Annotated in this window: 20 protein-coding genes; 17 read left to right on the forward strand and 3 right to left on the reverse strand. The window is 38.8% G+C overall.

The features are described 5' to 3' along the window. The first annotated feature begins 32 nt into the window (after positions 1-32). The 10 genes from N7Z68_RS17960 to N7Z68_RS18005 all read left to right on the forward strand — a co-directional run bounded on the left by N7Z68_RS17960 (position 33) and on the right by N7Z68_RS18005 (position 8,202). Positions 33-935, forward strand: a complete 903-nt coding sequence (locus N7Z68_RS17960) for an aldo/keto reductase (protein ID WP_275119856.1) — start codon at positions 33-35, stop codon at positions 933-935. Positions 936-1,549: 614 nt separating this feature from the next. Then, positions 1,550-3,457, forward strand: a complete 1,908-nt coding sequence (locus N7Z68_RS17965) for an ABC-F family ATP-binding cassette domain-containing protein (protein WP_275119857.1) — start codon at positions 1,550-1,552, stop codon at positions 3,455-3,457. Between the two features lie 11 nt (positions 3,458-3,468). Beyond that, entirely contained in the window at positions 3,469-4,239 is a 771-nt protein-coding gene (locus N7Z68_RS17970) for a nucleotidyltransferase domain-containing protein (protein ID WP_275119858.1), read from the forward strand. Positions 4,240-4,454: 215 nt separating this feature from the next. After that, a complete protein-coding gene (locus N7Z68_RS17975; protein ID WP_275119859.1) occupies positions 4,455-5,009 on the forward strand; it encodes an aspartyl-tRNA synthetase in 555 nt (184 codons plus the stop codon). Positions 5,010-5,385: 376 nt separating this feature from the next. After that, entirely contained in the window at positions 5,386-5,784 is a 399-nt protein-coding gene (locus tag N7Z68_RS17980) for a hypothetical protein (RefSeq protein ID WP_275119860.1), read from the forward strand. A gap of 80 nt (positions 5,785-5,864) precedes the next feature. Further along, positions 5,865-6,200, forward strand: coding sequence for a hypothetical protein (locus N7Z68_RS17985; RefSeq protein ID WP_275119861.1), 336 nt, complete (start codon positions 5,865-5,867; stop codon positions 6,198-6,200). Between the two features lie 72 nt (positions 6,201-6,272). Next, positions 6,273-6,701, forward strand: coding sequence for a hypothetical protein (locus N7Z68_RS17990; RefSeq protein WP_275119862.1), 429 nt, complete (start codon positions 6,273-6,275; stop codon positions 6,699-6,701). A gap of 66 nt (positions 6,702-6,767) precedes the next feature. Then, positions 6,768-7,175 carry a hypothetical protein gene (locus N7Z68_RS17995; RefSeq protein ID WP_275119863.1) on the forward strand — a complete coding sequence of 136 codons (408 nt, stop codon included), beginning with the start codon at positions 6,768-6,770 and terminating at the stop codon, positions 7,173-7,175. Then, a complete protein-coding gene (locus N7Z68_RS18000; RefSeq protein ID WP_275119864.1) occupies positions 7,159-7,593 on the forward strand; it encodes a hypothetical protein in 435 nt (144 codons plus the stop codon). Before N7Z68_RS17995 ends, N7Z68_RS18000 begins: the two co-directional genes overlap by 17 nt. A 126-nt stretch (positions 7,594-7,719) precedes the next feature. Further along, on the forward strand, positions 7,720-8,202 hold the full coding sequence (locus N7Z68_RS18005) for a DinB family protein (RefSeq protein WP_275119865.1): 483 nt from the start codon (positions 7,720-7,722) through the stop codon (positions 8,200-8,202). Positions 8,203-8,290: 88 nt separating this feature from the next. On the opposite strand, the gene N7Z68_RS18010 is transcribed toward N7Z68_RS18005, so the two are convergent. The 3 genes from N7Z68_RS18010 to N7Z68_RS18020 form a co-directional block, all read right to left on the reverse strand. Continuing rightward, a complete protein-coding gene (locus tag N7Z68_RS18010; protein ID WP_275119866.1) occupies positions 8,291-9,625 on the reverse strand; it encodes a hypothetical protein in 1,335 nt (444 codons plus the stop codon). Between the two features lie 276 nt (positions 9,626-9,901). Next, positions 9,902-10,783, reverse strand: coding sequence for a hypothetical protein (locus N7Z68_RS18015; RefSeq protein ID WP_275119867.1), 882 nt, complete (start codon positions 10,781-10,783; stop codon positions 9,902-9,904). A gap of 546 nt (positions 10,784-11,329) precedes the next feature. Next, positions 11,330-12,145 (reverse strand): methyl-accepting chemotaxis protein, encoded by an 816-nt coding sequence (locus N7Z68_RS18020; RefSeq protein WP_275119868.1) that lies wholly within the window; start codon positions 12,143-12,145, stop codon positions 11,330-11,332. Positions 12,146-12,362: 217 nt separating this feature from the next. On the opposite strand from N7Z68_RS18020, the gene N7Z68_RS18025 reads away from it, so the two are divergent. From N7Z68_RS18025 to N7Z68_RS18055, 7 genes are all read left to right on the forward strand, one after another. Next, complete coding sequence (locus tag N7Z68_RS18025) at positions 12,363-15,395, forward strand: PD-(D/E)XK nuclease family protein (RefSeq protein ID WP_275119869.1); 3,033 nt, start codon at positions 12,363-12,365, stop codon at positions 15,393-15,395. Further along, entirely contained in the window at positions 15,388-18,588 is a 3,201-nt protein-coding gene (locus N7Z68_RS18030; protein ID WP_275119870.1) for a UvrD-helicase domain-containing protein, read from the forward strand. The genes N7Z68_RS18025 and N7Z68_RS18030 overlap by 8 nt, the downstream gene beginning before the upstream one ends. Before the next feature lie 286 nt (positions 18,589-18,874). Then, positions 18,875-21,280: a penicillin acylase family protein gene (locus N7Z68_RS18035; protein WP_275119871.1), complete on the forward strand. Its 2,406-nt coding sequence runs from the start codon at positions 18,875-18,877 to the stop codon at positions 21,278-21,280. Between the two features lie 88 nt (positions 21,281-21,368). Beyond that, entirely contained in the window at positions 21,369-22,088 is a 720-nt protein-coding gene (locus N7Z68_RS18040) for a lysophospholipid acyltransferase family protein (protein WP_275119872.1), read from the forward strand. A gap of 155 nt (positions 22,089-22,243) precedes the next feature. Then, entirely contained in the window at positions 22,244-23,602 is a 1,359-nt protein-coding gene (locus N7Z68_RS18045; RefSeq protein ID WP_275119873.1) for an MATE family efflux transporter, read from the forward strand. A 49-nt stretch (positions 23,603-23,651) separates the two neighbouring features. Next, complete coding sequence (gene rnhA, locus N7Z68_RS18050; RefSeq protein WP_275119874.1) at positions 23,652-24,290, forward strand: ribonuclease H; 639 nt, start codon at positions 23,652-23,654, stop codon at positions 24,288-24,290. Between the two features lie 90 nt (positions 24,291-24,380). Continuing rightward, the gene (locus N7Z68_RS18055) at positions 24,381-25,754 is read left to right on the forward strand and encodes an aldehyde dehydrogenase (protein ID WP_275119875.1); all 1,374 of its coding nucleotides are present in this window, start codon (positions 24,381-24,383) and stop codon (positions 25,752-25,754) included. Positions 25,755-26,042: the final 288 nt, after the last annotated feature.

Here is a 26,042-nt window from a genome sequence, read left to right on the forward strand (position 1 = left end):
ATTGGTATTTGTACTAACGAGGAGTGAACAGAATGGATAGAATTAAAATGGGAGAGGATTTATCTTTCTCGAAAATCGTTCATGGGCATTGGAGATTAAATGATTGGAACTTAACGACAAAAGAGCTTCTTCATTTAACTCATGCTTGTCTAGAAAAAGGATTAACGACGTTCGATCATGCCGATATATACGGGGATTATACTTGTGAAGAGCGTTTTGGCGAAGTCTTAAAACTCGAGCCTAGTTTGCGCTCTAACATAGAAATTGTTACAAAATGCGGGATTAAGCTTTTATCAAACAAGCATCCAGACCATTACATAAAGCATTATGATACGAGTAAAGATTATATTATAAAGTCGGTCAATCAATCGTTAAACAATCTTGCTACAGATTATATCGACGTGCTGTTAATTCATCGTCCGGACCCATATATGGATCCGAGTGAAGTAGCGGAAGCTTTTATCCAATTAAAGGCTGATGGTAAAGTGCGGGCATTTGGCGTATCCAATTTTACCCCGTCTCAAGTTGCGATGCTCGATTCCTATTTACCGTTTTCGTTAGTGACCAATCAGATTGAACTGTCTGTTTTACATACAACCCCATTTCTTGATGGGTCGATTGACCAATGCCTAGAAAGAAGGATGTCACCGATGGCGTGGTCACCGTTAGCGGGAGGCCGAGTCTTCACAGGAGAAGATGACCAATCAGTACGAGTTCGTGAAACGATAACCAAATTGAAAGATGAGCTAAATGTGGTGTCCATTGATCAAGTCATGTTAGCGTGGCTGCTGCAACATCCAGCCAATATCGTCCCTATAATTGGAACAGGGAATTTAGAGAGAATTGAACGTTCGATAGAGGCATTAGACATCAAGCTGACGAGACAACAGTGGTTTGACGTTTGGGAGTCTTCCCTTGGCCATGAGGTACCTTAACCAAATGTGTTCCAAAAACAGGCCTCTTAGCGCTTGTCGTTGATAAACCTGGCATATTTCGGATTTTCGCTATCTAGCAGCAGTGCGGGTGAATAGTGGTGGTCGCCTGCATGTTAATGCTGACATACGAAATGAGCGGACTCACAGGCCCTTATTTCTGTAAAAACGGCTCTTTTTTTAATTTGAAGGACTCAGAGGCTCTTATTTACTACCTTTCGTGTTGTTTTCGAATAAATTTAAGCAAATAGGGTGCTCTCAGTCCGCCAAACGCCTAAATATGGTGGTTTTTATTAAAATAAGGTCCTCTCAGTCCACCAAAGAGTATCAGTAGTCGAAAAGCTACACTTTAAGCTAGTGCTGTTAACGAAATCAGTGGGGGCTCAAGTCTACCATATGCCGGAATGCCGGCGCTTTCACTTTTCAAAATAGTTGCAGGCATAATTTGCTCGAAGTCGCTTTGTTCGGTGAAACGCAGCCAGGAGCAGGTCCCTGTTTTTACAGCGTCAGTCGACAGCACAAACCCTTAATGATCAGGCGTCTTTTACTTTTTTTCGCACATCTTCTTTTTTTCATTTAAAATAGAAGAAACAATATGATACGTAAGGATTGAGAAGATGAGCATTTTTACAGTTGAAAATTTATATAAATCATTCGGTGAAAAAGTATTATTCGACCATATTTCCTTTGCCATTGGTGAACGGGAACGAATTGGTCTAATTGGAGTTAACGGAACGGGGAAATCGACATTATTGAAGGTACTCTCCAAAGAAGAAGGGATGGAAGATGGGAAGCTCACCCATTCCAACCAGTTGCAGGTTGAATATCTTCCGCAACAACCTGATTTAGACGACAACCTAACAACATTAGAGCAAATTTATTACGGTGACTCGCTGATCATGAAAGTGATGCGGGAGTATGAGCAAGCCCTGCATGAACTTCAAAATCAGCCAGAAAGTAATCAACTTCAAGAACGTCTTTTAAAAATTCAAGCGAAGATGGATGAGTGTGAGGCATGGGAGGCTAACACCGTTGCCAAAACGGTACTGACTCGTCTGGGGATTACTGATTTTACGAAAAAAGTAAAATATCTATCTGGTGGCCAAAAGAAACGTGTAGCAATTGCGAAAGCGTTAATTCAACCTGCAGATTTACTTATATTAGATGAGCCGACGAACCATTTAGACAATGAAACGATTGAATGGTTAGAAGGCTATTTAGCTCAGTATAAAGGGTCGCTCATCATGGTAACGCACGATCGTTATTTTCTTAATCGAGTGACCAATCGGATTTATGAATTAGATCAAGGGCAGCTTTATACGTATGAGGGAAATTACGAGACGTTCCTAGAGAAAAAAGCGGAACGTGAAGCGCTCGCAGAACAAAGTGAAGCGAAACGTCAAAACTTATTACGAAGGGAGCTGGCGTGGTTACAACGAGGGGCTAAAGCACGAACGACGAAACAAAAAGCCCGAATCCAGCGTGCCGAGGAGTTAAGAGATCAAAAAGGCCTTTCACAAAGAGGTGATGTTGATTTTGCAATCGGCTCCACCCGACTTGGAAAAAAAGTAATTGAAGTAAAAGATATATCAAAGTCTTACGGGGACCACAAGCTGTTTCAGCACCTAAATTATTTAATCGTTCCAGGGGAAAGATTAGGAATTATTGGGCCAAATGGAACAGGGAAATCTACCTTATTAAATATTTTAGCGAGTAGAATTGAACCGAGTGAAGGTGAAATTGAAGTCGGTGAAACCGTAAAAATCGCTTATTATACGCAAGATGATGAAGAACTCGATGGGAATTTACGAGTCATTGATTACATTAAAGAAGGTGCTGAGATCGTTCGGACGGTGGATAATCAAATTATTACGGCTGAGCAAATGTTAGAACGGTTTTTGTTCCCTCGGGCGATGCAATGGACGTATATTCGCAGATTGTCTGGAGGCGAACGCCGCCGCCTTTATTTACTTCGTGTCCTGATGGAAGAGCCGAATGTTTTATTTCTCGATGAGCCGACGAATGACCTTGATACACAGACACTGAGTGTATTAGAAGATTACTTAGATCAATTTCCAGGAGTTGTTTTAACGGTATCCCATGATCGTTACTTCTTAGATCGTGTAGTTGATCACTTGCTCGTCTTTGAAGGGAACGGTTCAATCAGCCGTTATCAAGGGGCGTATTCGGAATTTATGGAAGACAAGCGACTGGAAAAAGAACTGGAACTTCAAGAAAGAAAAGCGAAAGTGCAAGAAACGAAAGAACAACCGAAAAAGAAGGAACAACGAAAAAAGTTATCGTATAAAGATCAACAAGAGTGGAATACCATCGAGGAGCGCATTTCAAAGCTGGAATTAAAAATTGAACAAATTGAAGCGGATATTGTGGCAGCAGGCAGTGATTTCGGGAAAATTAATGACTTAATGAAAGAACAGAAACAAACTGAAGAAGAGTTGGAACAAGCGATGGAACGGTGGGAAGAGCTTTCCCTATTAGTTGAGGAAATCGAAGGCCAAAAATAACAGGTGGTTAAATGAAAGAAAAAATCAAAAACATTCTTTCAGAGATGGAAGCGGCACATCATATAAAAATTATTTATGCGTGTGAAGCAGGCAGTAGAGCTTGGGGTACGGCTTCTTCTGACAGTGATTACGATGTTCGTTTTATCTATATCCACCCCATAAACTGGTATCTATCGATTGAGCAAAAGCGAGAGGTATTGGAATTCCCCGTCACGAAGGAACTAGACATGGTCGGATGGGATCTAAGAAAAGCGTTAGCATTATTAAACAAGTCCAACCCTACGCTGTTGGAGTGGTTACAATCGAGCATCGTTTATTATGAAAAGGACGAGATTGTGAATGAACTGCGTTTGCTTTCACATAGTACGTTTTCCGCTAAAACCTGTTTGTATCATTACCTCAATATGGCGAAACGTAATGTAAAAGGAGCGTTTAACAGCCCCAGTGCTAACGTCAAGCTCGTCTTAAATGTTGTAAAACCATTACTAGCCTGTAGTTGGATAGAGAAAAATCATTCCATTCCGCCAAATCAACTTCAACATTTAATGAATGCAGAACTAACTCCAAGTCCACTTCGATCTGAAATAGATGGGTTATTGGCGAACAAATTAAAAAAAGTTGAAGAAGTAAAAACAGAAGAATTGATTGCAACACAAGAATATGTGGCTGAACGAATAGTTCAACTGAGCGATTATATAAAAGCGCTAGAGGAAGATAAACAAAACTTTACAGAAGCATTAGACCAATTTTTCCAAACAACTTTAGGTAAGATTTGGAATTAATTAATCTAAAACTATACTATTAATAACAAAAGCTGCCTGATCCAGAGTACAATAAATGGGTCAGGCTTTTTCGTTTGTTCGCTGTTACTGTGTAACGGTTAGAGGAGTATGAAAAGAAGTCAGAAAAAATCGAAACTTATTAGTAATGCAAACGTATATATGGTTTAGTTATGAAGAGAACTTAGTATTAAAAAAATCTGAGGAGAGGTGTAAGCGTGAATAAGAAACAAATGATGTTCATGATAGGGTTATTTGTCATAGCGATTGTCATTGGTGGTTTTATGTATGATGAATACCAGCAATCGTATCCAGAACCTCAACAAGCGTTATTTGCCACCGATCCTAATCTAATCTTAATTCCTGCCTACAAGATCGGTAATGAGGCTTTATTCTTCTTATTTAAAGAAGGGAAACATTTAGGTGCAGCTCAATTAAAAAAAGGATTACTTGGCTGGAAACCGCCAATGATTACGTACAGTCCTTTAGGTGATGTCGATGCCTACGATAAGCTATCAGGGTATCAAGGATATGGTGGTCACTTAATCTACGGGTTAATTCCAGATGGAACCCGTTATGAAGTAATTGTCGAGGAGGAACCAGCTGGACTATTGCCATTAGCGATGCTGCCGGAAGACGAAGTGGAAGAATTAGGCCTCGAAGGTTTCTACCTTTGGTATTACGAAAGTGGTGACACGATTAGAGGCGGCACGATTTATTTACGGGACCTTAACACCGGAAAGATTGTCGATGAATATACAATTTCTAAGTAGAAAAGCGTTAACTGTGATCTATAGTACTTACTGAAAGGAGTGGGGAGTTTTTGAAATTTGATATCCTTGGCATTCTCTTAACGTTAGGACTCTTTATACTTATTTTTTCACCGATCCTATTTTCAAAAAAGCAGAAAGATAGCACTGAATCTATTGGCTGGGCTGGACTCTTTAAATCAAGGTGGTTTGGTATACCATTCATTTTTCTTTTGCTATTTGGGAACTACTCAGAACTTGCATTTCTTAATTTAGCACTTATCATTACATGTTCTATCATTGCTTCTTTCTTGATTTCATTCATAGCAAATCGAAAATTATTGGTGAAAAGCAAAGATGTGTCATAAGGTGAAATGGGTAATGAAGGGAGAATTAGTCAGTGGCCAATTTTAAGAAAGTGCCATTAAAAGAAAGGGTAATATCTGGAGCCGTTGTATTTGTTATTTTTATTTCGTTCAGTTACTATACTCAACTATTTAAACCTGTTAATTCATTAGACTTATATCAATTATTATCTTTTGCGAAAAGTTTTGAAAAGGCGCAAAGTTTGATGTTAGATGGGTATGAGGCTAATTTTAAGGAAGAAGATTATGAATTTATCACGAGTATAGATAATCAAGCAAACAGTATAAACCAATTTACTCTTTTTGAATATGAAGAGAAAACGTATCTGATTAAAACTTCACCAGGTACACGAGGTTTTCAAAAATTAAAAGTTCATGCAATTGAAGAGGTACCACCAGAAGTAAGAAATTATTTTCTTGAATTGGCTCCATAAATATTTTTTTAATAAAAGGTAAAAAAGAGTAGATAGAAAATGTATATCGTACGCGACATAGAAATGGAGGAAGTGCTATTTTGAAGAAGTTTTTTGCTCTTATTCTATGCACCTTTTATTTGTTAGGTATTTTCGGTTGTTCCCACAACGAAAAAGAGGAAAGTTTGTCCGATAGACGACCGATGATTATGGTAAATGAAAGGATCTACATGGATACTGGGAAAGAAATACCACTAGAAATTGGTGATCATGCAATATCCGGAGTAATAACATCATCGGTAAAAAGCACAGAAAAACCCGCACAGAATGGGGAAAGTAACTTTGGTTACGAAGGTGCACAATATGCTTTATATGATGAAGGTCTTGTAGTGTTAATACAAGAAAAATGGATTTTTTTTAAAGAAGATATAGAATGATAGGTTCATAATGATCATTGTGACACCAGTCTTCAGTGATTATGAATTTTAATAAAACTAGGAGGGGGTTAAATGAAAAGAAAATGGTTTCTAATTATTGGACTTGTAATAATAATCTTTTTCTCTATTAACATTTTTAATGATTATAGAGCAAAGGGATTAGACGATTTAATTAGTTTTAATTCTACTGATTTCGATTCGTTTGTCTTTAATGAGGGTCACGAGCACTTAGAAGTAAGAACTGATAAAAAGGAACATGCAGAAAAGCTAGACGATTTTCTAAGTCAATATCGAGTTAAAAGGATGAATGATAATGAGTGGGATAGTGATGTTTCAGAAGAAGAAGGCTTTATGCTTACTATCTACTCCAAAAATAAACCTATAATGGCTTCCATTTATGAAAGGCGTGTACATTTTTTAAATGAAGGTAAGTATTATAATGTTTTAAATGGACCAATCGATATGGATTGGGTCAATAATTATATTCAGGAATACCAATAATCATAATCTAAAACGTAATATTCTTAAAGTAACGGAGAGCTTTAGTGCCAAAAGGGGAGGGAAAAGTTGAGGAGCCGCGACAAGATAATAGTACTAGTAATAATTATCTTTACCATTAGTTATACGGGCAAGGGTTATGCGGAAGAAAATAATGTGTCTCTTGATGTTTTTCTTTCTGGTAATGGTAGTTACGATGGAATATTTCAATATCAGATGGTGCGTACCTATACTAACAAGACAAATGAGATACAAGTCTTTTCAGAGAGCTTTCAATTAGGAGTTAATGATAATCTAAATGTTGGTTTTGTTCAGCTAGTTAATTTAGCTGATGAACTAACTTTTGAGAACTTGGGCAACGGTTCATACCAAATTTCAGGTAGGTTACAACCAAAAGAAGCAGCATCAATTACAATTTATAAGCAGACTGATGGGTTTAAGTCGAGGTGGCAGCTCGACAGTGACTACATACGGTGATCGTTTTCTGCTATTAAGCAGCATAGAAAATATTTTGCCCCGCATTTTTACTATCAAATTTAATTACCCTGCAGATGTTTATAAAATTACTGATTTTTCTAGTTTAAATGTAACAAATCTTAAGGGGGAAATGAAAAGATTTACCCCTAGCAGAGTTGAGGGAAAGTTGCCGATGGACAGTTGGTATATGACTAATGAAGATGAACTTATAAATGAAGATGACTTTGTTAGAAAAATAGATTTCGAAAATGCTGATAGCGTTGATTTAGAGCTAGCATATCAAGTAAGACCAAATACAACTCCAACTTATTTGATCTATATTGCAATCGGAATAGCTAGTCTTTCATTGCTATTTTCAGTTTTACTTTCAGGAAGATTGAGTAAATTAAAAAAATCCAATAAAGAGCAACCTTTTTAAACTAAACGGATGTTTTTCTTTAAGAAGGAAGTGGGGCAATTCCGTTCCTTGTTGGCTATCTTTCATATATAAGAAGGCGATGGAGAATGTAGGGGGCAGTGCTCGATCTTATTAGGAATACAACATATGGGAGTGTTCTTATTGATAAAATTCTTTGAATATAACTGGAAAGTAAGAGATGAGTGGTTTGACTGGTGCGCCCAAGTAGCGACTGAAGAGTTGATAAAAGAACGCAGAGGTGGAGTGGGAAGTATTTTATATACCTTTTTTCATATTATTGATGTCGAATATAGCTGGATTCGTGGTATTCAGAAGAAGGAAGACGTAACATTTCAGTTTGAAGACTATAATTCACTTAGAAAGGTTAAACCTCTATCAGATGAATTACGCAATGAAATAGCTAAGTTTTTACAATCAAATTTAGATGGTTTAAAGGGAAAAGTTATAAGTGTTTCTTGGGATGAAGAAAAATACACTGTCGATGAAATACTTCACCATATAATTGCACACGAAATTCATCATATCGGTCAACTCTCAGTTTGGTCAAGAGAACTAGGATTACAACCTGTATCTGCTAGTTTTATTGGAAAAGGGATTCATACTTATTGAAGTAAAGGTGCTTTTATTGAATAAAAATTAATCTAGGACCATTTTAGTTTTGGTCCTAGATTAGTTTTGAGAAGCATGACCGTTAATATTAAAAAGCAGTGACTGATAATATACCTGTTGGTTGCACGTCTAGAGTTAATACTGTATCCACGTGGTCATCATGTACATGTAGAAGTGTGTTATTAGTTGGATCTGTAATGACGACTTGATCATTGACTAATGTTAGACTTGGGTAGACATGATCATGACCGTGTCCCTCAGCTAACTCAAATGGATCAATCACCTGAAGTTCAGATATAATCGTTCCATTCGCTAAGTCCAGCTGATAGAGGGTTCCATTTATGCCTAGGACAAATCCTTCTCCATTTGCATTAACTGCCATTGAGCTTATATAAGGTGTTGAGATATCAATGGTATTAAGTGTTTTTTCATTTGTATCAATGACACTAACATTGGTACCGAGCTCTGGTTTTTCTTTACTACTGTAATTTGCTAGGAAATAACGGCTGTCATTATGACTCTTAATCGTTCCCACTCGTGCCTCTTCATCAGGTAACGAAATTTCTATCGCTTCATCTGTATGAGGAAGATACAAGAGAACCTGCCCTTCACAACCAAAGGCAACCATCTCTTTTTCTTTCGACCCGTGAGAAGCTTCACCATGTAGGCGAGGACAAGAGGCATAGCGGGATACTTCTTCGCCTGTTTCATCATAAATAACGATACCTTCTGGAAGTGGCTGTGGATCTTCTTCATCTGTGTAGGATACAGCATAATTTCCATTTGATAATGGTACTGCAACGCCGTGATGTCCAATGCCAGGAATCGTAATCATAGGCTCTGGCTTTTTACTAGTTTTTAAACTTTTGTTTGTATAAACTTCTACAAGACCATCACCATCATAGAAGATGGCTGTTTTTCCATTGTGAGTTACGAAGTGTGTTGGCTTTTCACCATGTATTTCATAGTCTGACACAACAGGTGCCTCTGCATATGTATGTCCATGATCGCCATGGCTATCTACCCATACACCTAAATCAAGAAGCTTTACTATACCTTCTTCGCGGTTGTTGAGAAACAAGTGACGATTGTCGTCTGCTAGACCCATAGCACTTGTGGTTGTTTCTAGAGTTTCAATGACTTGAAAGTTTCCATCTAAAATGATTACACCTGCATCATAGCTGACGGCAATGCGTGTTCCGTTTTTCTCTTCTTTATCACTTTGTTCTGCCTCTTCTTCCTTATGTTCTTCCTCATCAGCCTCATCATTTTCAGATAGAAGCTCATCGGACATATCTTCGCTAGAAGACGTTTCTTCGTTTGCAGTTGAAGTTGAGTTTGAACTGCATCCTGTAATAAGTAAAAATACAGCTAATAACAATACTGAAACAAGTGTCTTTGTGGTGTGTACATAACTTTTCATTTGTAAAATTATCCCCTTTGTAAATAGTAATTATTACGATTTATATTATAGGAAGGATTTTCCTGAAGCGTCAATGAGTAATTAGAGGGTGGGCTAAAGTATCGTTCTATCTATAAGAAAATACTTTATTAATGACTCGACTAGTAAATTTAATGCTGGGAGCAGAAAAAAACGCTAGGGTAAATTTGTTTTCCTAGCGTTAATAGTGTTTATTTATTTTTCTCAATTTATTCAAATAATGCTTTGTGTGAAATAGAAAACCCTGTTTGCTATACATTAACTTGTTTCCTTGTTTTTCTTATCTTTGATTAATTGAAGAATGTCCTGTTTTAAGTGGTTTCTCTTTTCATTGGTTATGGAACTCAACCATGAAGTGACATCTTTTCCGTATTTTCTTTTTCCGCGTTGGTAAATGGTTAAAAATACTTGTTTGAAAACAGATGATTGGTTGTAAATTTTATTTAACTTACGACTTTCATCTAAAACAAAATTCAAAAAAGAGACGTCTTCTAAGGACACTTTTTTAGCTAATCGAGTGAGAAAAGTACTCGCTTCATCATACGCATGATGCTTGTAGTAGTACGATAAAATATCAGTCACTAAAGTGGGGGATTTTTCAAAATGTTTCATAAGATGGATTAAAAAACGGTCATAACGATGTAGTAGTAAGAAATCAATGGATTTTTTTGGATTTGCAGTAGAGAGTGCTGTTATTAGTGTGGAATGGATCAATGAGTTAGAAGTCTTGTGGTTCATGGATTGAGAAGATAATAAACGGGAAGGCCAACAATTTTTAATGTCTTGTAAATGTTCATCCGAAAGAAGTTTTTCTAAGTTTTTATTATGGAATTTAGCATGTTCTTCGTCATTTAAAGCATCTTTAATATCAGCTTGAGTAAGTGGACTATTCGTTCTAGCAGCTTCAATTTGCTTACATTGTTCAAGGCAGCGTGCAGCATGTGGATCATGTGTTTTATTTAGAAAAAAAGATTGTAAAAATTCACCTGTATGAGATATACGGGCATAAATTTTCGGACGGTCCTCTTCAAATAAAATGACATGGTTATCCTTGTCAGTAGGTTCTTGATACTTGATAAGATAGTGGGAATTGTTATTTAAACTAACAGTTTTCCCGAGCAGACAAGCAGGTAGAGTCATAAAATAACCTTCCTTTCGCTGGAGAGATTTTTTGTTCGCCATCTTTCTCCTTACCAACTATTGTAAATGTTTTTGTATGAAAAGTGAAATGTTGTTTGCTTTTATAACTAAGAGAGTGGAATGGCGTACGCTGGAGCGTGAACGGAAAGGCGTGAACCGTTAGCCGTAGAGGGGAAAATTAGGAGATAGCGTGAACGAAAAGCTGTGGATCGTGAGCGGTAGAGGGAGAAATTAGGAGATATCGTGAACGAAAAGCTGTGAATCGTGAGCGGTTAAGGGAAAAGTTAGGAGGAAGCGTGAACGGAAAGGGAGGAAACGTGAGCGGTAGAGGAAGAAATTAGGAGGAGGCTTGAACGAAAAGCTGTGGAGCGTGAGCGGTAGAGGGAGAAATTAGGAGATATTGTGAACGAAAAGCTGTGAATCGTGAGCGATCAGGGAGGAATTAGGAGAAAGCGTGAACGAATAGTTGTAAATCGTGAGCTGGAGAAGAAAAAGAGGTAAAATTGAAAAGGGCCCTTGCGCAGGAACCCTTTTCATCTTATAGCTTTAATTTACTTTGGAAAGTTTTAATAAGTCGTCAACAACAGAATGTAACGATTGAACAGCAGTTGTGATCTCCTCGGTAGCGGCGGTTTGTGAGTGGACATATTGAGAAGTCTGAACAATTTGGTTTTGTATAGCAGTAATGCCTTCCTTCATTTCGTGTAAAGAAAGCTCTATTCCCTTGACAGCGTCATTACTTTCTACTGAGAGCTTTCGAACCTCGTTAGCTACTACAGCAAAGCCTTTACCATGATCGCCTGCACGAGCAGCTTCAATGGCAGCGTTTAAGGCAAGAAGGTTCGTTTGTCCTGCAATTTTTTTAATTAGACTCGTAATTGTTTGTGTTTCATCAGCATGTTTTTTCATATCATGAGCAGATTCTGTAATTTTTTCTTGAGAAGCAGATGATTCTAAAGCTGTATTTGAAATCTCTGAAAGGCTGGCAGATATTTCTTCAATAGAAGCAGCTAGCGTTTCTGATAATTCATTTATTTTATACACTTCCTCTAGACTCCAGCCAATTCCGAAAGCACCAATAATTTCTCCGTTGTTAGCACGAATAGAAATTGTAACTGCACGAAAGGGAACACCTTTTACCTCTTTAGGTATATTAACACGTAGCGTCTGCTTGGCTTTGATCGCGTCAAACAGCCCGTCTCCCTCTACAAGCCTATCTCCTATTCTGGCTGTATTTAGAGTTTTACCGGGAACATAATATACAATTTCGCTTAAGTTGCTTATTGCAATCATATTGTCTTCTTCTAAAAACAATTCTTTTAGTAATGGTGCTACTTCAATTAACTGGTCTAATTTATTCAATTTTTTCCCCTCCACATTCATGTAAACAAGCGTATTAGTACTCTGGATGAATTGGCTGAAGATGTCAACTTTATTGTAGCTTAAAAAGATAGAGACCGAGGTAGCAAAGATAAATAGATTTTGTGTCAATAAATATTTAAAAGAGAACTAACATTCGCTTTTTTCTGGTGATTTCTGTATAATTAAAGGGTGATTTACTAAAAGCTAGGAGGTTAATATGAATCCTCATTCTATTATTGAGCAACTCATTGAAATTGTTACAAACAATAAATTAACAGAAAAGATTTTTGTTGTTCCTTCACACCGTGATGGACAACTCGTGATACAAGCTTTAGCGAGAGCCGGCCAACCTGTTCTTAATGTCAAGGTCAAAACGTTTATGGACTTAGCTCTTGAGTCGATTAAACCTGTTATGAAAAAAGCCGATTATAAACAAATGCCATACCAAATTGGCAAACAATATATTTTTTCAGAACTGCAAAAACTGAAAGCCAATAAACAGTTAAATTATTTTAACACTGTTCAATTGACCCCTGCATTTAGCCAAGCTGTTTACCAAGCGATATTAGATTTAAAACAAGCGAGAGTATCTGTACAAACTTTTCCAACACAAGCATTTCTAAAGCGAGAGAAAGGAGAAGATCTATACCAGCTCTTTCAAGCGTATGAACAAAAACGCCAAGAAAATCGATTGCTGGATACGGCTGATATCTTCGAGCTTGCCATGCAACAACCTGTCGCGCCAAAAAAACAGTCACTTTATATCTTTTTTCCTCATGAAGCTTATTACCGAATCGAGAAAGAATTTTTCTTGCATTATACAAAAGGCGAAGAGGTTGTTGCACTAGACTTTCCAGCAGTTGTTGGGTTAGAGCCGCTGCCGTCGATGGTGCCCCCGACCAAGAATATCGAATCGCATCATCCATTTAGTTTCTTATATCAAATCGAAAATGCCCCTAGTGAACCGGATCTTGTTTTAAAAGCAGCCATCAGTGAAGATGAAGAAATTCATGGTGTATTTAGGGAATTGAAGAATAAGAAATTGCCTTTTGATCAATCCGTCATTTTCTATACAAGTGGACGACCATACGTAGAAAGTGTTCTTCGCTTTGTGCAAAAACAAAAGCTGGAGGAGTGTGTCACGTTTGCTGAAGGCGTCCCAGTTAATCTGACAAAACCTGGAAAGCTTATAAAAGGTGTATTTCAGTGGATGCGTGAAAACTACAGCATCAAGATGCTGGCTAAATTAATTAGAGAAGGCTGTATATCATTAAACCAAATAGAACTGTCAGGAGAAAAAGTCATTGAGCTTCTTCAAGATGCAGACATTCATTGGGGAAAGGAAAGGTATATACAGAAGCTTCATGAAAAGATGACCGATTTAGCGCTAAAAATAAAAGAAGATCCTTCCAATACACGGGTCGTTCAAAAGCTAGAGAGATACAAACAATTAGAAAAATGGTTAACCCCATGGATGGAACGGTTTGAGGGAGACAGCACGTGGAGTACTATCTCGTATAAACAGTGGTTAATTGCTTTGAAAGATTTAATTTCAATAGAGGATAACTCAAACAATGCACTAAACACGTCTGCCAAAAATCAACTAATTGAAGCGATAACAGAAGTTGAACATTTAGCTGATGGAGACATGACGTTAGGTGAGGCACTAAATGATACAGAACAGTGGTTAATGAAGCTTACAGTTGGAGCATCTATGCCTAAGCCGGGTCATCTCCATATCTCGCCTCATCGGATTGGATTGTATTTAGATCGTCCTCATGTGTATATCGTAGGTTTAGATAACGGCAGATTTCCTGGCCGTCAAAAAGAAGACCCTATTCTTCTTGATCTAGAAAGAAAAGCGATTCATCCTGAGATGACGTTAGGCCGTGAGTTTGTTAAACGAAACTTTTATTTATTTGTTCAGCTATTGTTAACGACAAAAGGACATGTGCAAATGAGTTATCCGTTTATGGATACGGTTGAAAATCGGCGATCTGCTCCAGCGCATATCTTTTTACAAGCGTATCGATTATTGACGAAACAACCTAGCGTAACAGGTGAGGAGCTTGTTCTTGCTCTGCAAGATGATGTTCATTTTATCCAAAAAGAAACTGCAAATGTACTTCATGAAAATGAATGGTGGGCCAAGCAAGTATGGGATCAGAGCCAGTTAGATAAAGAGGTCTTTAACGAAGTTTCATTTATGCACTTAAAACAAGCTGAGCTGGCTAGAGAAGCGCGTCGTAATGAGGTGTTTACTGAATTCGACGGTCGAGTAGAATATGATCACGACAAGCTTGATCCTAGAAAAAATGAACAGCTTACGATTACAACGAGTAAGTTAGAGATGCTAGGGACTTGTCCGTATAAATATTTTTTAAAGCATATTTTATATGTTGAAGAAGAACAAATAGAAGAATTCGATATGTATAGCTGGCTCAACCCTCCAACTAGAGGAAGTTTAATGCATGAAGTGTTTGAGCGTTTTTATGGACGTTTAAAAGAAGCAAAAGAAAAGCCGCAAGTAGAACAGCATCTAGATCTGATTATTGAAATTGCTGATCAAGTGCTCTCTTTCGAACGAGAAAGCAATCCGCCCCCAAGTGAAATCATTTATTTATTAGAGCGCCAGGAAATTCTAGAGTCATGTGCGGTCTTTTTGAAGGCAGAGGAAGAGGCAAGTGGTGAAGGCGACCCGTTATTCTTTGAATTTAATTTTGGAATTAGTGGACAAGACCCAGCAACGATTGATCTCGCCAATGGGGAGTCGATCCGATTAAGCGGAAAAATTGACCGTGTCGATCGTTTGAAGAATGGACTATATGCAATTATTGATTATAAAACAGGAAGTTCCTATGGCTATACGGAAAAAGCTTATTTTAACGGGGGACGTAAACTTCAACACAGTCTGTATGCACTTGCATTTGAAAAGCTTTTTACGCATCAAAATGCACAAGTCAGCTCAAGTACCTACCTTTTTCCAACGCTGAAAGGGCAAGGTGAGAGAATTGTACGAAAGCATAACGATGAGGAACGGCAGCAATTTTTAACGATCGTCGAGCACTTATGTGACCTCCTTGCTAAAGGGCATTTTCCTTACACCGATGCAGCTGATGATTGTAAGTATTGTGATTATAAAATAGTTTGTCAAAGACACACGTACGAAGAAGAGGTACTTGCAAAAAAACACGAAGAAGAAACAGCTTCAGGAGCTTTACGGTTAAAGGAGGTGCGCTCGTATGACTGATGTTGTATTAATGGATAAATCTGAACGTGACAAGATTATGGAACACTTGAACACGAACTTTCTCGTGGAAGCAGGCGCAGGCTCTGGAAAAACCTTTAGCCTTGTTCAAAGAATGGCCAATCTCGTGACAACAGGAACATATGAAATCCGAGAAATTGTTGCGATTACGTTTACACGAAAAGCGGCAGACGAGTTAAAGGAACGGTTTCAAACCGAACTAGAGAAAAGAAGAAAAGAAATAACGGATGCTAATGTGAAAGAAAGAATTGAACGTGCCTTAGCGGACTTTGATCAATGTTACCTTGGAACGGTTCACTCGTTCTGTGCCAGGCTGTTACGGGAACGACCAGTAGAGGCTGGACTTGATTTTGATTTTAAAGAGTTAGATGAACAAGAAGATAAACTGATCGCCGATGAAGCGTGGGAACGTTACATTAATGATATTCGCTTAAAATCTCCAGAACATTTGGATGAGCTATCCGAATTAGGCATTGATGTCGCTTCTTTGCGAGCAAACTTACATGAGTTGCGCGAGTATGCTGATGTAGTCTGGTTTTATGAAGAAACAGAAAGACCGGATTTAGGTGAAGTGTTCTCTGAGCTAAAAGCATTCATAGAGTATGTAAAAACAAATCTACCAGAAGAAGAGCCTGATAAAGGTTATGACTCGCTTCAGAAGAAAGTTCTTCGCACGATGCGGGAATTAAAGTATTTTGATATTGCGAAAGATAAGACGAAAGTGGCGATGTTAAGACCCTATCAAAAGAAAACAACGGTCACCTTAAATCGTTGGAAAGATAACGATGTAGCAAAAGAAATAAGAGATGAGCGCCAAATCATTCTTGCAGAAGCTGTTGCTCCTGTATTAGAAAGTTGGTTTGAATTTTGCCATAGTCGGTTAATTCCATTTTTAAAGCCAGCGTTAGCTTATTACCAAAACTTAAAAAAGAAGCGATCTTCATTAAACTTTCAAGACTTGCTTTCTGAATCGGCGAAACTATTAAAGGAAAACAGTGAGGTTCGTCGGTATTTCCAACAGAAATATAAGTGCTTACTCGTTGATGAATTCCAAGATACGGATCCAATCCAAGCTGAATTAATGTTGTATCTAACGGGTGAAGAAATTGAAGAAAAGAATTGGACGAAGTTAACCCCTCGTCAAGGATCTCTCTTTGTAGTTGGAGACCCGAAGCAGTCGATTTACCGGTTCCGGCGCGCAGATATTGATATTTATCAACGCGTAAAGGAGATGATTGCGAGTACGGGCGGGGAAGCGCTGAACCTAACGATGAACTTCCGAACGACGAGCCTTGTTACGGAACCATTAAATGAAGTATTTGTTCAACATTTACCTGAACAAGAAACGAGTTATCAAGCCGCATACAGACCGTTAAATTCTGTCAAAAGAGATGACCCGAAAGAAGAACAGAAATTGGGCATTTATAAATGGATGGTTCCTAATGCAAGAAAAACAGCGGAAGTGATTGAAGCTGATGCTGACGGTATTGCAAAGTATATTCGTGAAAAGCTAACGAATGGTGAAGCGCAACCAAGAGATTTTATGATCCTGACCCGGTACAACGGCGGTATCGATGATTACGCTAAAAAATTAGAAGAATATAGTATTCCTGTGATGACAACCGGAGAGGTCAGCTTAGCTGAAGATGAAGAACTTCGTGCGGCGCTCTATCTGTTCAAGCTCTTAGCGGAACCGACGAATTCTCTTTATGCTGCAGCTGTATTACGAGGCCCGCTATTCGGCATTAGCGACAAGCTTTTATATAACTTCACGACTCATGGCGGGAGGCTCGCATTATTTACAGCCATCCCTGAACCATTAGCTGAAGAAGAGCAAGCATTATTAAAAACAGTATATGACAAGCTGAAGCAATACTATATGTGGCGCAGACAAGACATTCCGACTGCGGCCATCGAGAAAATCTTGTTAGATGTCGGTTTATTACCTAAGTATATGAGTTTGAAAAAAAATAAACGTGATTATACACGCACCTACCAAGTACTCGAGAAATTAAGAGCTTATGAAGCAAGCGGACATGCTGAGTTTTACGCTGTCGTAGAACGATTAGAGCAACTAATTGTTGACGAAACGATAGAAGAAATGACCTTACCGGATGAAGAAAATGCCGTACGTGTCATGAATGTTCATAAATCAAAAGGGCTTGAAGCACCAATCGTGTTTTTAGTTCATCCGAAGAAGTTTGTCGATCAAAAAGATAAAATTGGCCGTCATATCCAGCGCGAGCAAGAAGGTTCGATTGGTTACTTTTGTTTTACCAATGAAAAAGATGAGATGATGGCACAACCGCCGAACTGGCAACGCCTGCAAGCAGAAGAGTATGAGTATTTAAAAGCTGAAGAAATGCGACTCGTTTATGTGGCAGCGACTCGTGCTGAGAAGATGCTTGTCATTAGTTGTATGGATAAAGGCAATGAAAAAAATAATCCGTGGAATGATCTGCTTGAGGGACTTGAATTGGAAGAGTTTAAAGTGCCTGAAGATATCGTTAAACCTGAAGTGGTTGATAAAAACGTAATTGGCGCAGTCGAGTGGAATCAGATCCGCGAGCAAGTCTTGAACTGGGCCGAACCGTTAAAACAGAAGACGTACGAGATGGAGCGACCGACGGACCGTACAGGAGACGACCATTCCTTACTAGGCATCGCTAGGGAAACGGGCGGTGGCAAGGACTGGGGAAGTGTCATTCATGAAGCGTTTGAAGCAATTTTAAAAGGAAATGAAACTAGAAGTGAAGTCATTGAGGAGCTTCTAGTGAAATATGATATTCCAGTAGAACGTGCTCCAGAAGTAAACGATGCGATTGATGCCTTTTTACAGTCACCTATATGGGAGCGGTGCAAACAATCAGATGAGTGGTATGCAGAAATGCCATTTACAGTCATGGTTCAAGAAGGCCATCCATTGTACCGAGAAGAAACAGGTGAAACGATATTAACGGGGATCATCGATCTTATTTTTAAAGAAAATGATGAGTGGATTATCGTCGACTACAAGACGGACCGATTTACAAGAAAAGAAGATATAGAAAAGCTAAAAGATCATTACGCCAAGCAGCTTAATGTTTATAAACAAGCATGGGAAGAAATAACGAAGGAACAAGTAGGAGAAATGAATATCTACTTTGTTCAGACGCAGGATTGTGTGAAGATCTAAATGAATGAAAGATACACCCCCCCTTCTTCAACAAGGGCATTTTCAGCTGATTGTTGGAGGAGGGGTTTTCTGTAATTTTACAGAGTGTTACGCTGAGCGATGATTTAGGACAGATGATTTCCTTATAACGGAAGGATAGAAGAGTAAATCAAAGGTGAGAGGTAGGTAATAAACGAAACACCCTTTATTTTTGTTAAAATATAGAATTTTCTGATATATATCGATATAATATATAAATAGTTATTTCCACCAATACAATAGTAAAAATGGAAACGGGGGAACTTATTTGGAAACGATCGTTCAAAGCCAGAGTAGTCGTACAAAGCAACAATTGTTCAAAAAGATTGCATTAATTGGAGCGCTAGTTTTAGTATTAATCGTCACTTCTGTTATTATTTGGGGATACCTTCAAATGAAAAAGCCTCTACCAGTTATTGAAGGAACGATACATCTCTCAGGATTACAAGAAACTGTAACAGTCTGGCGCGATGAGAACGGTGTACCTCATATTGAAGCTTTAAATGAAAATGATCTTTATTTTGCACAAGGGTATGTGACAGCGCAGGATCGACTCTTTCAAATGGATTTAGGCCGAAGACAAGCTTCGGGAATGTTAAGTGAAGTGATTGGGGAAGCAACTGTAGAAAATGATAAATTTTTTAGAACCTTTGGATTAAGAAGAGCTGCTGAAGCAACGATTGATCACTTATCAGCGGATGCCATGAAGGCATTAACAGCTTATGCAGACGGTGTAAATGCCTTCATTAGTGAAGCCAAAGAGGCAGGAACGTTACCTCTAGAGTTTCGTTTCATGGGTTATGAACCGAACCCTTGGTCAGTAATAGATTCTATTACTCTAGGAAAGTATATGGCCTATGATTTAGGCGGGAACTGGGAAAGTCAGATGTTTAGACATTATTTACTTCAAAACTTTTCAGAAGAGGAAGCTCTTGAGTTATTCCCAACCTATCCTGCAGGTGGTCCACACGTATTGGATTTATTGAAAGCGCATACATTGGATTTCTCCAAAAGTTTTGGCTATGCGGACAGCCCTCATTTAGAAAATGGGAGTAACAACTGGGTGATATCTGGAGAAAAAACAGTAACAGGAAAGCCGTTACTCGCAGATGACCCACATTTAGGATTAGCGACACCATCGATTTGGTATGAAACGCATTTAAAATCACCTGAAGTGAATGTAACAGGGGTCATCTTTGCAGGAATCCCTGGGATTATTGTAGGTCACAATGAACATATCGCGTGGGGAGTTACTAATGTCGGTCCAGATGTCCAACAATTATATATTGAGAAGCGTAATCCAGATCATCCATATGAATTTGAGTACATGGGAAATTGGGAGAAAGCTGAAATCATTAAAGAAGAGTTGAAGATTAAGGGGGAAGAATCAATAGAGTTTGATGTCGTCATTACACGACATGGACCAATCATTTCGGAATTCGCTCATGATGATCAGCCAGACAGTGCGTTATCTCTCCGGTGGACAGCGCATGATCCAACACCTGAATTAGATGCTGTAATTCGTTTTAATAAAGCGACGAATTGGGAAGAGTTTGAGGACGCTTTAAGGTATTTCCATGCGCCTGCTCAAAACTTTGTGTTTGCATCAACAGATGGAACGATTGCTTATCGTGCGAACGGACTTATTCCCATTCGTAAAACAAACGAGGCCCTGTTACCTGTTCCAGGATGGACAGACGAACATGAGTGGCAAGGATATATTCCGTGGGAAGAGCTACCGACTATTATTAATCCAGATGGAGGTTTTATTGCGACCGCAAATAATAAAATTGTCGATGATAACTACCCATACCATATTGCTCACAGCTGGGCGCAACCGTTCCGGCAACAGCGAATTGTTGATGTCCTATCGAGTAAAGAAGTAATGTCAACTGATGACATGAAGGCATTACAATTTGATCAAAGAAATTTGCAAGCCGAGGAGCTTTTGCCACTGCTTTTACCAACGCTAAAATCACACAGTATGTTGCGGTATATTGATCAAGAAGCCATTCGTTTGCTAGAAGAGTGGAATTTTAAAGATGATCCTAATTTAGTTGCACCACTTATTCATCATTTATGGATTGCTTCGATATCCGATGTCTTGTTTGAGGAACGCATTGACCCAGATTTATTTAAACATTTTAGAGAGCGACGTAGTGTTGTCGATGAACTAATCCGCCTGGCAGCTAACGGTGAAGACAGCCTTTGGATAGAAAATCAGGGGGGATATCAAGAAGTGGTATTCGAAGCCTTTCAGCGAGCAGTAAACCGCGGGATTGAGGTGCAAGGACCTAGAATGGAGAAGTGGTCATGGGGAGATTTCCATCAAGTTAAACTTAAACATCCACTAGGTGCTATTGCACCGTTGCATATACTTTTCAATCCAACGCCACAACCAGTAGGTGGAAGTGCGATTACAGTTATGGCAGCAGCGTGGAATGTAAACAGCGGAGAAGTCAATCATGGTGCAGGCTGGCGTGGTGTCATGGATCTATCCGATTTATCGGAAAGCTACCACGTCGTTGTACCAGGTCAATCCGGGCATGTAACGAGTCGCTGGTACGACAATCAAATAGAGGATTGGGTAAATGGCAAATATCATTCAACTAATATTAATCCAAAAACTTATCATAAGACGAGTAAAAAACTAGAATTACATCCCGCTGAATAAGAAAGAATTTACACATTTTTTAGAACTACTCTCTTACTCTACTTTTCTGCTATAATTACTATCGGAAGGATAGAGTGGAGGGTACATCATGATACGAACGATCATCTGGGTGATTTACTTAGCCCTTTATTTAATTTATAGCTTACCAACGTTGTGGAAAATGAAGCGACTAGACAACTCTATGCCCGTTGAAGCAAGAGATCAAATGTCAGGTGCGCTACCAAAGCGTTGGTCTCGTTCGCTCGTTAAGCTTGCAGGGGCGAAAGTGAATGTAGAAGGATTAGAACATGTACCGAAACAAGGTGCAGTATTATTTGTTTCAAATCATCAAGGTAATTTTGATATTCCAATATTGCTAGGTTATATCGATAAGCCAAAAGGATTTATATCAAAGGAAGAAGTAAAAAAAGTACCGATTGTTGGTCAATGGATGACAGTAATCAATTGCGTATTTATGCAACGAAAAGACCGCAGACAGTCACTTCAAGCAATAGATGAAGGTGCAAAGCTGTTACAAGAAGGTCATTCCTTAGTCATTTTTCCAGAAGGCACGAGAAGTAAAGGCAAAGAAATGGGACGCTTTAAAGCAGGGAGTTTCAGGCTTGCTTTACAATCTGGTGTTCCGATTGTGCCAATTTCAATTAATGGCTCCTATCAATTATTCGAAGAAAAAAAGCGGATTCGACCCGGAGCTGTTGACTTAAAAATTGCAGCGCCTATCTATGCTGAACAGTATAAAGATATGGATGTAAAAGAAATCGCTAACTATGTTAGGGATGTTATTCAAGAGCAGCAATTAAATAGGTAGCAGGTACCATCAGCACTTTAAAGCGCTGATGGTACCTGCTACCCTTTTTTATTAAGATTTATAAATAATTAAGTAGTAATTGCTAGACATTAAGGAGTAAGTTCGTTGTAATAGTATAGGTACATAATGTTCGATTAGAGAAAGTTGGTCACATCATGAAACAAACAAACACATGGCAAGAAAAGTTAAGGCTGTTAATGTATATACTAATCCCCATCCTAATTACGCAGTTAGGTCTTTATGGGATGAACTTTTTTGATACCGTGATGTCAGGGCAAGCAGGCGCTGATGATCTAGCCGGTGTTGCGATCGGTTCAAGTATCTGGCTGCCGGTATTTACCGGGCTTGTTGGGATATTAATGGCTTTAACACCAATCTTGGCGCAGGATATAGGAGCGGAAAAATACGACAAGGTCCCTTTTTCTGTTATCCAAGCGACGTACTTATCAATTGCAATTGTCATTGTCATTATTGTTGCGGGGGTCATTGCTCTTAATCCAATTCTTAACGCCATGAGTTTAACCGATGAGGTAAGAAGAATTGCTAAGCATTATTTAATCGGATTGTCTTTTGGAATTCTCCCGTTATTTTTATATACCGTGGTGCGTTGCTTTTTTGACTCACTCGGTCAAACGCGCGTTACGATGATTATTACATTGTTAGCCTTACCGATTAATGTGTTCTTTAACTATATTCTCATTTTCGGTCATTTTGGTTTTCCAAGATTAGGGGGAGTCGGAGCAGGATATGCCTCTTCAATCACGTATTGGTTTATATTAGGGATTTCCTTGTTGTTCGTTATAAAAGTTCGCCCCTTTTCAGAATACAATATATTCAAAACGTTTTTCCGTGTTTCCTTTTCCGCGTGGAAAGAGTTACTTTTATTAGGCTTACCGATTGGATTTACAATCTTTTTTGAAACGAGTATTTTTGCTGCAGTCACATTACTGATGAGTCAGTTTAATACTGAGACGATTGCAGCTCACCAAGCGGCGATTAATTTTGCATCGTTGCTTTATATGATACCGATGAGTGTCGCATTTGCTTTAACGATTGCCGTCGGCTATGAAGTGGGGGCGAAACGATTACAGGATGCTAAACAATACAGCTATTTAGGAATAGGGTTTGCCGTCTTGTTCTCCCTTGTGGCGTCTTTAATTTTATATGTGACAAGAGGACCGGTAGCTGGTTTATACTCAAATGATCCAACGGTATTACTGTTAATTAAGCAGTTTCTATTGTATGCAATTTTCTTCCAAATTTCAGATGCGCTAGCGACCCCAATTCAAGGGGCTTTGAGAGGATACAAAGACGTTAACATTCCGTTTGTCATGGCTTTAGTTTCTTTTTGGATCATTGGTCTTCCAACGGGTTATATCATTGCTAACTTTACACCACTCGGACCATATGGATATTGGGTCGGGTTAATTACGGGTCTTGGTTGTTGTGCGGCGGCCTTGTTGTATCGATTAGTAGTCGTTCAAAGAAAGTTTGCTGTAATAGTGAGTTCATAAATCATAAGAATAATAGAAAATTGATAAAATTTAGTCTGGAGTGAATGTCTTGGCAAAAAAGAAATATTATGTGGTATGGAGCGGGAGAAAAACTGGAATATTCAATACGTGGGCGGAATGCGAAGCGCAAGTAAAAGGATTTCAAGGCGCTAGGTTTAAGTCATTTGAAAGTAAAGCAGACGCAGAAGCTGCTCTTTCTAGTGGGAAGGTTCAGGCAAAAAAAACGTCTTCTGCTTCTAAGAAGCCCGCTGCCAAAGGGAAAGAAGAAGCAGTTGGTGATGTTGTATGGGATAGTGTATCAGTCGATGTGGGCTGCAGAGGCAATCCTGGTATTGTTGAGTATAAAGGTGTGAATACCAAAACAGGGGAAATTCTGTTTTCTCATCCAGAAATACATATAGGTACGAACAATATGGGTGAGTTTTTAGCGATCGTACATGGACTTGCGTGGTTAAAACAACAAGGAAAAGATACAACGCCTATTTACTCTGACTCGAAAACAGCGATGAAGTGGGTACGAGATAAAAAAGTAAACTCGAGCTTAAAGCGTGATAAAGACACAGAGTATATCTGGTCTCTAGTTGAACGCGCTGAAAAATGGCTGAAAACAAATACGTACAAAAACCCAATCCTCAAATGGCATACAGAATTATGGGGCGAAATTAAAGCCGATTACGGTCGTAAATAATCGATTTATTCCAAGCTGTTACAGAAGCAGTTTGGAATGAGAGATGATAACATAAAGGTAGCGATAAAAATTGGATTGGGGGTTTAACAAATGAGCAAATCGTACGAAAACCTTCTTCAAATGCAAAAAGATTATTTTTATAGCGGTGTAACCCATGATGTCAATTTTCGAATTAAACAACTTAAGAAATTAAAAAAAGCTCTTAAAGCTAATGAAAAGAAGCTTAGTGAAGCACTTCGCAAGGATCTCAATAAATCAGACTTTGAAGCGTACCTTACTGAAATGGGCGTCCTTTACAGTGAAATATCAGAAACGATTAAACATGTAAAAGGCTGGGTAAAGCCACGTAAGGTAAAAACGCCAATGACCCATGTCGGTTCAGATAGTTATATTTATCCGCAGCCGTATGGGGTTTCGCTTATTATTTCACCGTGGAATTATCCGGTGCAATTAACAATAGCACCGTTAATTGGGGCAATTGCTGCAGGGTGTTGTGCCGTTATTAAACCGTCAGAATTAACACCGCACACATCTGCTGTTCTGGCACACTTATTACAACAGACGTTTGAGGAACAATATGTAGCAGTCGTTGAAGGAGACGTAGAAACGAGCACAGCGTTACTTGCTCTTAACTTTGACCACATCTTCTTTACAGGTAGCGTTGCAGTTGGAAAAGTAGTTATGGAAGCCGCAGCAAAGCATTTAACACCAATTACTCTTGAATTAGGCGGGAAAAGTCCTACGATTATACATGAAGATGCAAAACTAGATATAGCAGCGAAACGGATCGCGTGGGGGAAATTTACAAATGCCGGGCAAACATGTGTGGCTCCAGATTACTTACTCGTGCATAAAAGTGTAAAAGAAACCTTCTTAAAGAAACTGATTGAACAAATTAAGGACCAATTCGGTGAAGATGTTTCTCGGAATTCAGATTTTCCGATGGTCGTTAACGAAAGGCATTTCGATCGTCTAACTGGGTATATGCAAGATGGGACGATTCTTTATGGAGGAAACGCCATTAGAGAACGGCGCTTTATCGAGCCGACGATACTGGATCATGTCTCATGGGACTCTAAAGTAATGGAGGAGGAAATCTTTGGACCAATCTTACCTGTGTTTGAATATGAAACGGAGCAAGAGGTCATTGAGATGGTACGGAAACGTCCGAATCCATTGGCTCTTTACCTTTTTACAGAGAACAAAAAGACCGAGCAAAATATAGTCACTCACTTATCATTTGGCGGCGGTTGTATCAATGATGTCATCTACCATGTCGGAACGTCTCAGTTACCATTTGGCGGAGTAGGTTCAAGTGGTATGGGCGCTTACCATGGAAAATACAGCTTTGATGCGTTTTCACACGATAAAGGGATATTACACCAATCTACTAAGATGGATATTCCATTGAGGTATCATAAAGCTAAAGGTGGATTAAAACTGATAAAAAGAATTATGAAATAAGAAACAGAAACATACAAGGGAAGCTGACTTTACGTCAGCTTCTTTTATGTAACAGAGGCGACGGTATTTTCGGTTTGATTTATTGAGCTTACATTGTGTATTGCCGGGTCCACTCAGTCCGGTAAAATAAATAGGCGTCCTCGCTACGACAGTAACAAATCAAATGGAAATGACGAGGTATAGAAGAAGTCGGCTTTCTTCAGATGATGATACTAAAAGCTCGAAAAGAACGACTAGATAGAAGGGGAATCACAGTTATGTAACGTAATAAAAACGAACCCTCTGTGA

Source organism: Alkalihalobacterium chitinilyticum, from assembly GCF_029028005.1.
In the GTDB taxonomy this organism is placed as follows: Bacteria; Bacillota; Bacilli; order Bacillales; family Bacillaceae_F; genus Alkalihalobacterium; species Alkalihalobacterium chitinilyticum.

Excerpts from the sequence above, each read along its gene's own strand:
- N7Z68_RS17960 (WP_275119856.1), top strand. The coding sequence starts at position 33 with ATGGATAGAATTAAAATGGGAGAGGATTTATCTTTCTCGAAAATCGTT.
- N7Z68_RS17965 (WP_275119857.1), top strand. The coding sequence starts at position 1,550 with ATGAGCATTTTTACAGTTGAAAATTTATATAAATCATTCGGTGAAAAA.
- N7Z68_RS17970 (WP_275119858.1), top strand. The coding sequence starts at position 3,469 with ATGAAAGAAAAAATCAAAAACATTCTTTCAGAGATGGAAGCGGCACAT.
- N7Z68_RS17990 (WP_275119862.1), top strand. The coding sequence starts at position 6,273 with ATGAAAAGAAAATGGTTTCTAATTATTGGACTTGTAATAATAATCTTT.
- N7Z68_RS18005 (WP_275119865.1), top strand. The coding sequence starts at position 7,720 with ATGGGAGTGTTCTTATTGATAAAATTCTTTGAATATAACTGGAAAGTA.
- N7Z68_RS18010 (WP_275119866.1), bottom strand. The coding sequence starts at position 9,625 with ATGAAAAGTTATGTACACACCACAAAGACACTTGTTTCAGTATTGTTA.
- N7Z68_RS18015 (WP_275119867.1), bottom strand. The coding sequence starts at position 10,783 with ATGACTCTACCTGCTTGTCTGCTCGGGAAAACTGTTAGTTTAAATAAC.
- N7Z68_RS18025 (WP_275119869.1), top strand. The coding sequence starts at position 12,363 with ATGAATCCTCATTCTATTATTGAGCAACTCATTGAAATTGTTACAAAC.
- N7Z68_RS18030 (WP_275119870.1), top strand. The coding sequence starts at position 15,388 with ATGACTGATGTTGTATTAATGGATAAATCTGAACGTGACAAGATTATG.
- N7Z68_RS18040 (WP_275119872.1), top strand. The coding sequence starts at position 21,369 with ATGATACGAACGATCATCTGGGTGATTTACTTAGCCCTTTATTTAATT.
- N7Z68_RS18045 (WP_275119873.1), top strand. The coding sequence starts at position 22,244 with ATGAAACAAACAAACACATGGCAAGAAAAGTTAAGGCTGTTAATGTAT.
- N7Z68_RS18055 (WP_275119875.1), top strand. The coding sequence starts at position 24,381 with ATGAGCAAATCGTACGAAAACCTTCTTCAAATGCAAAAAGATTATTTT.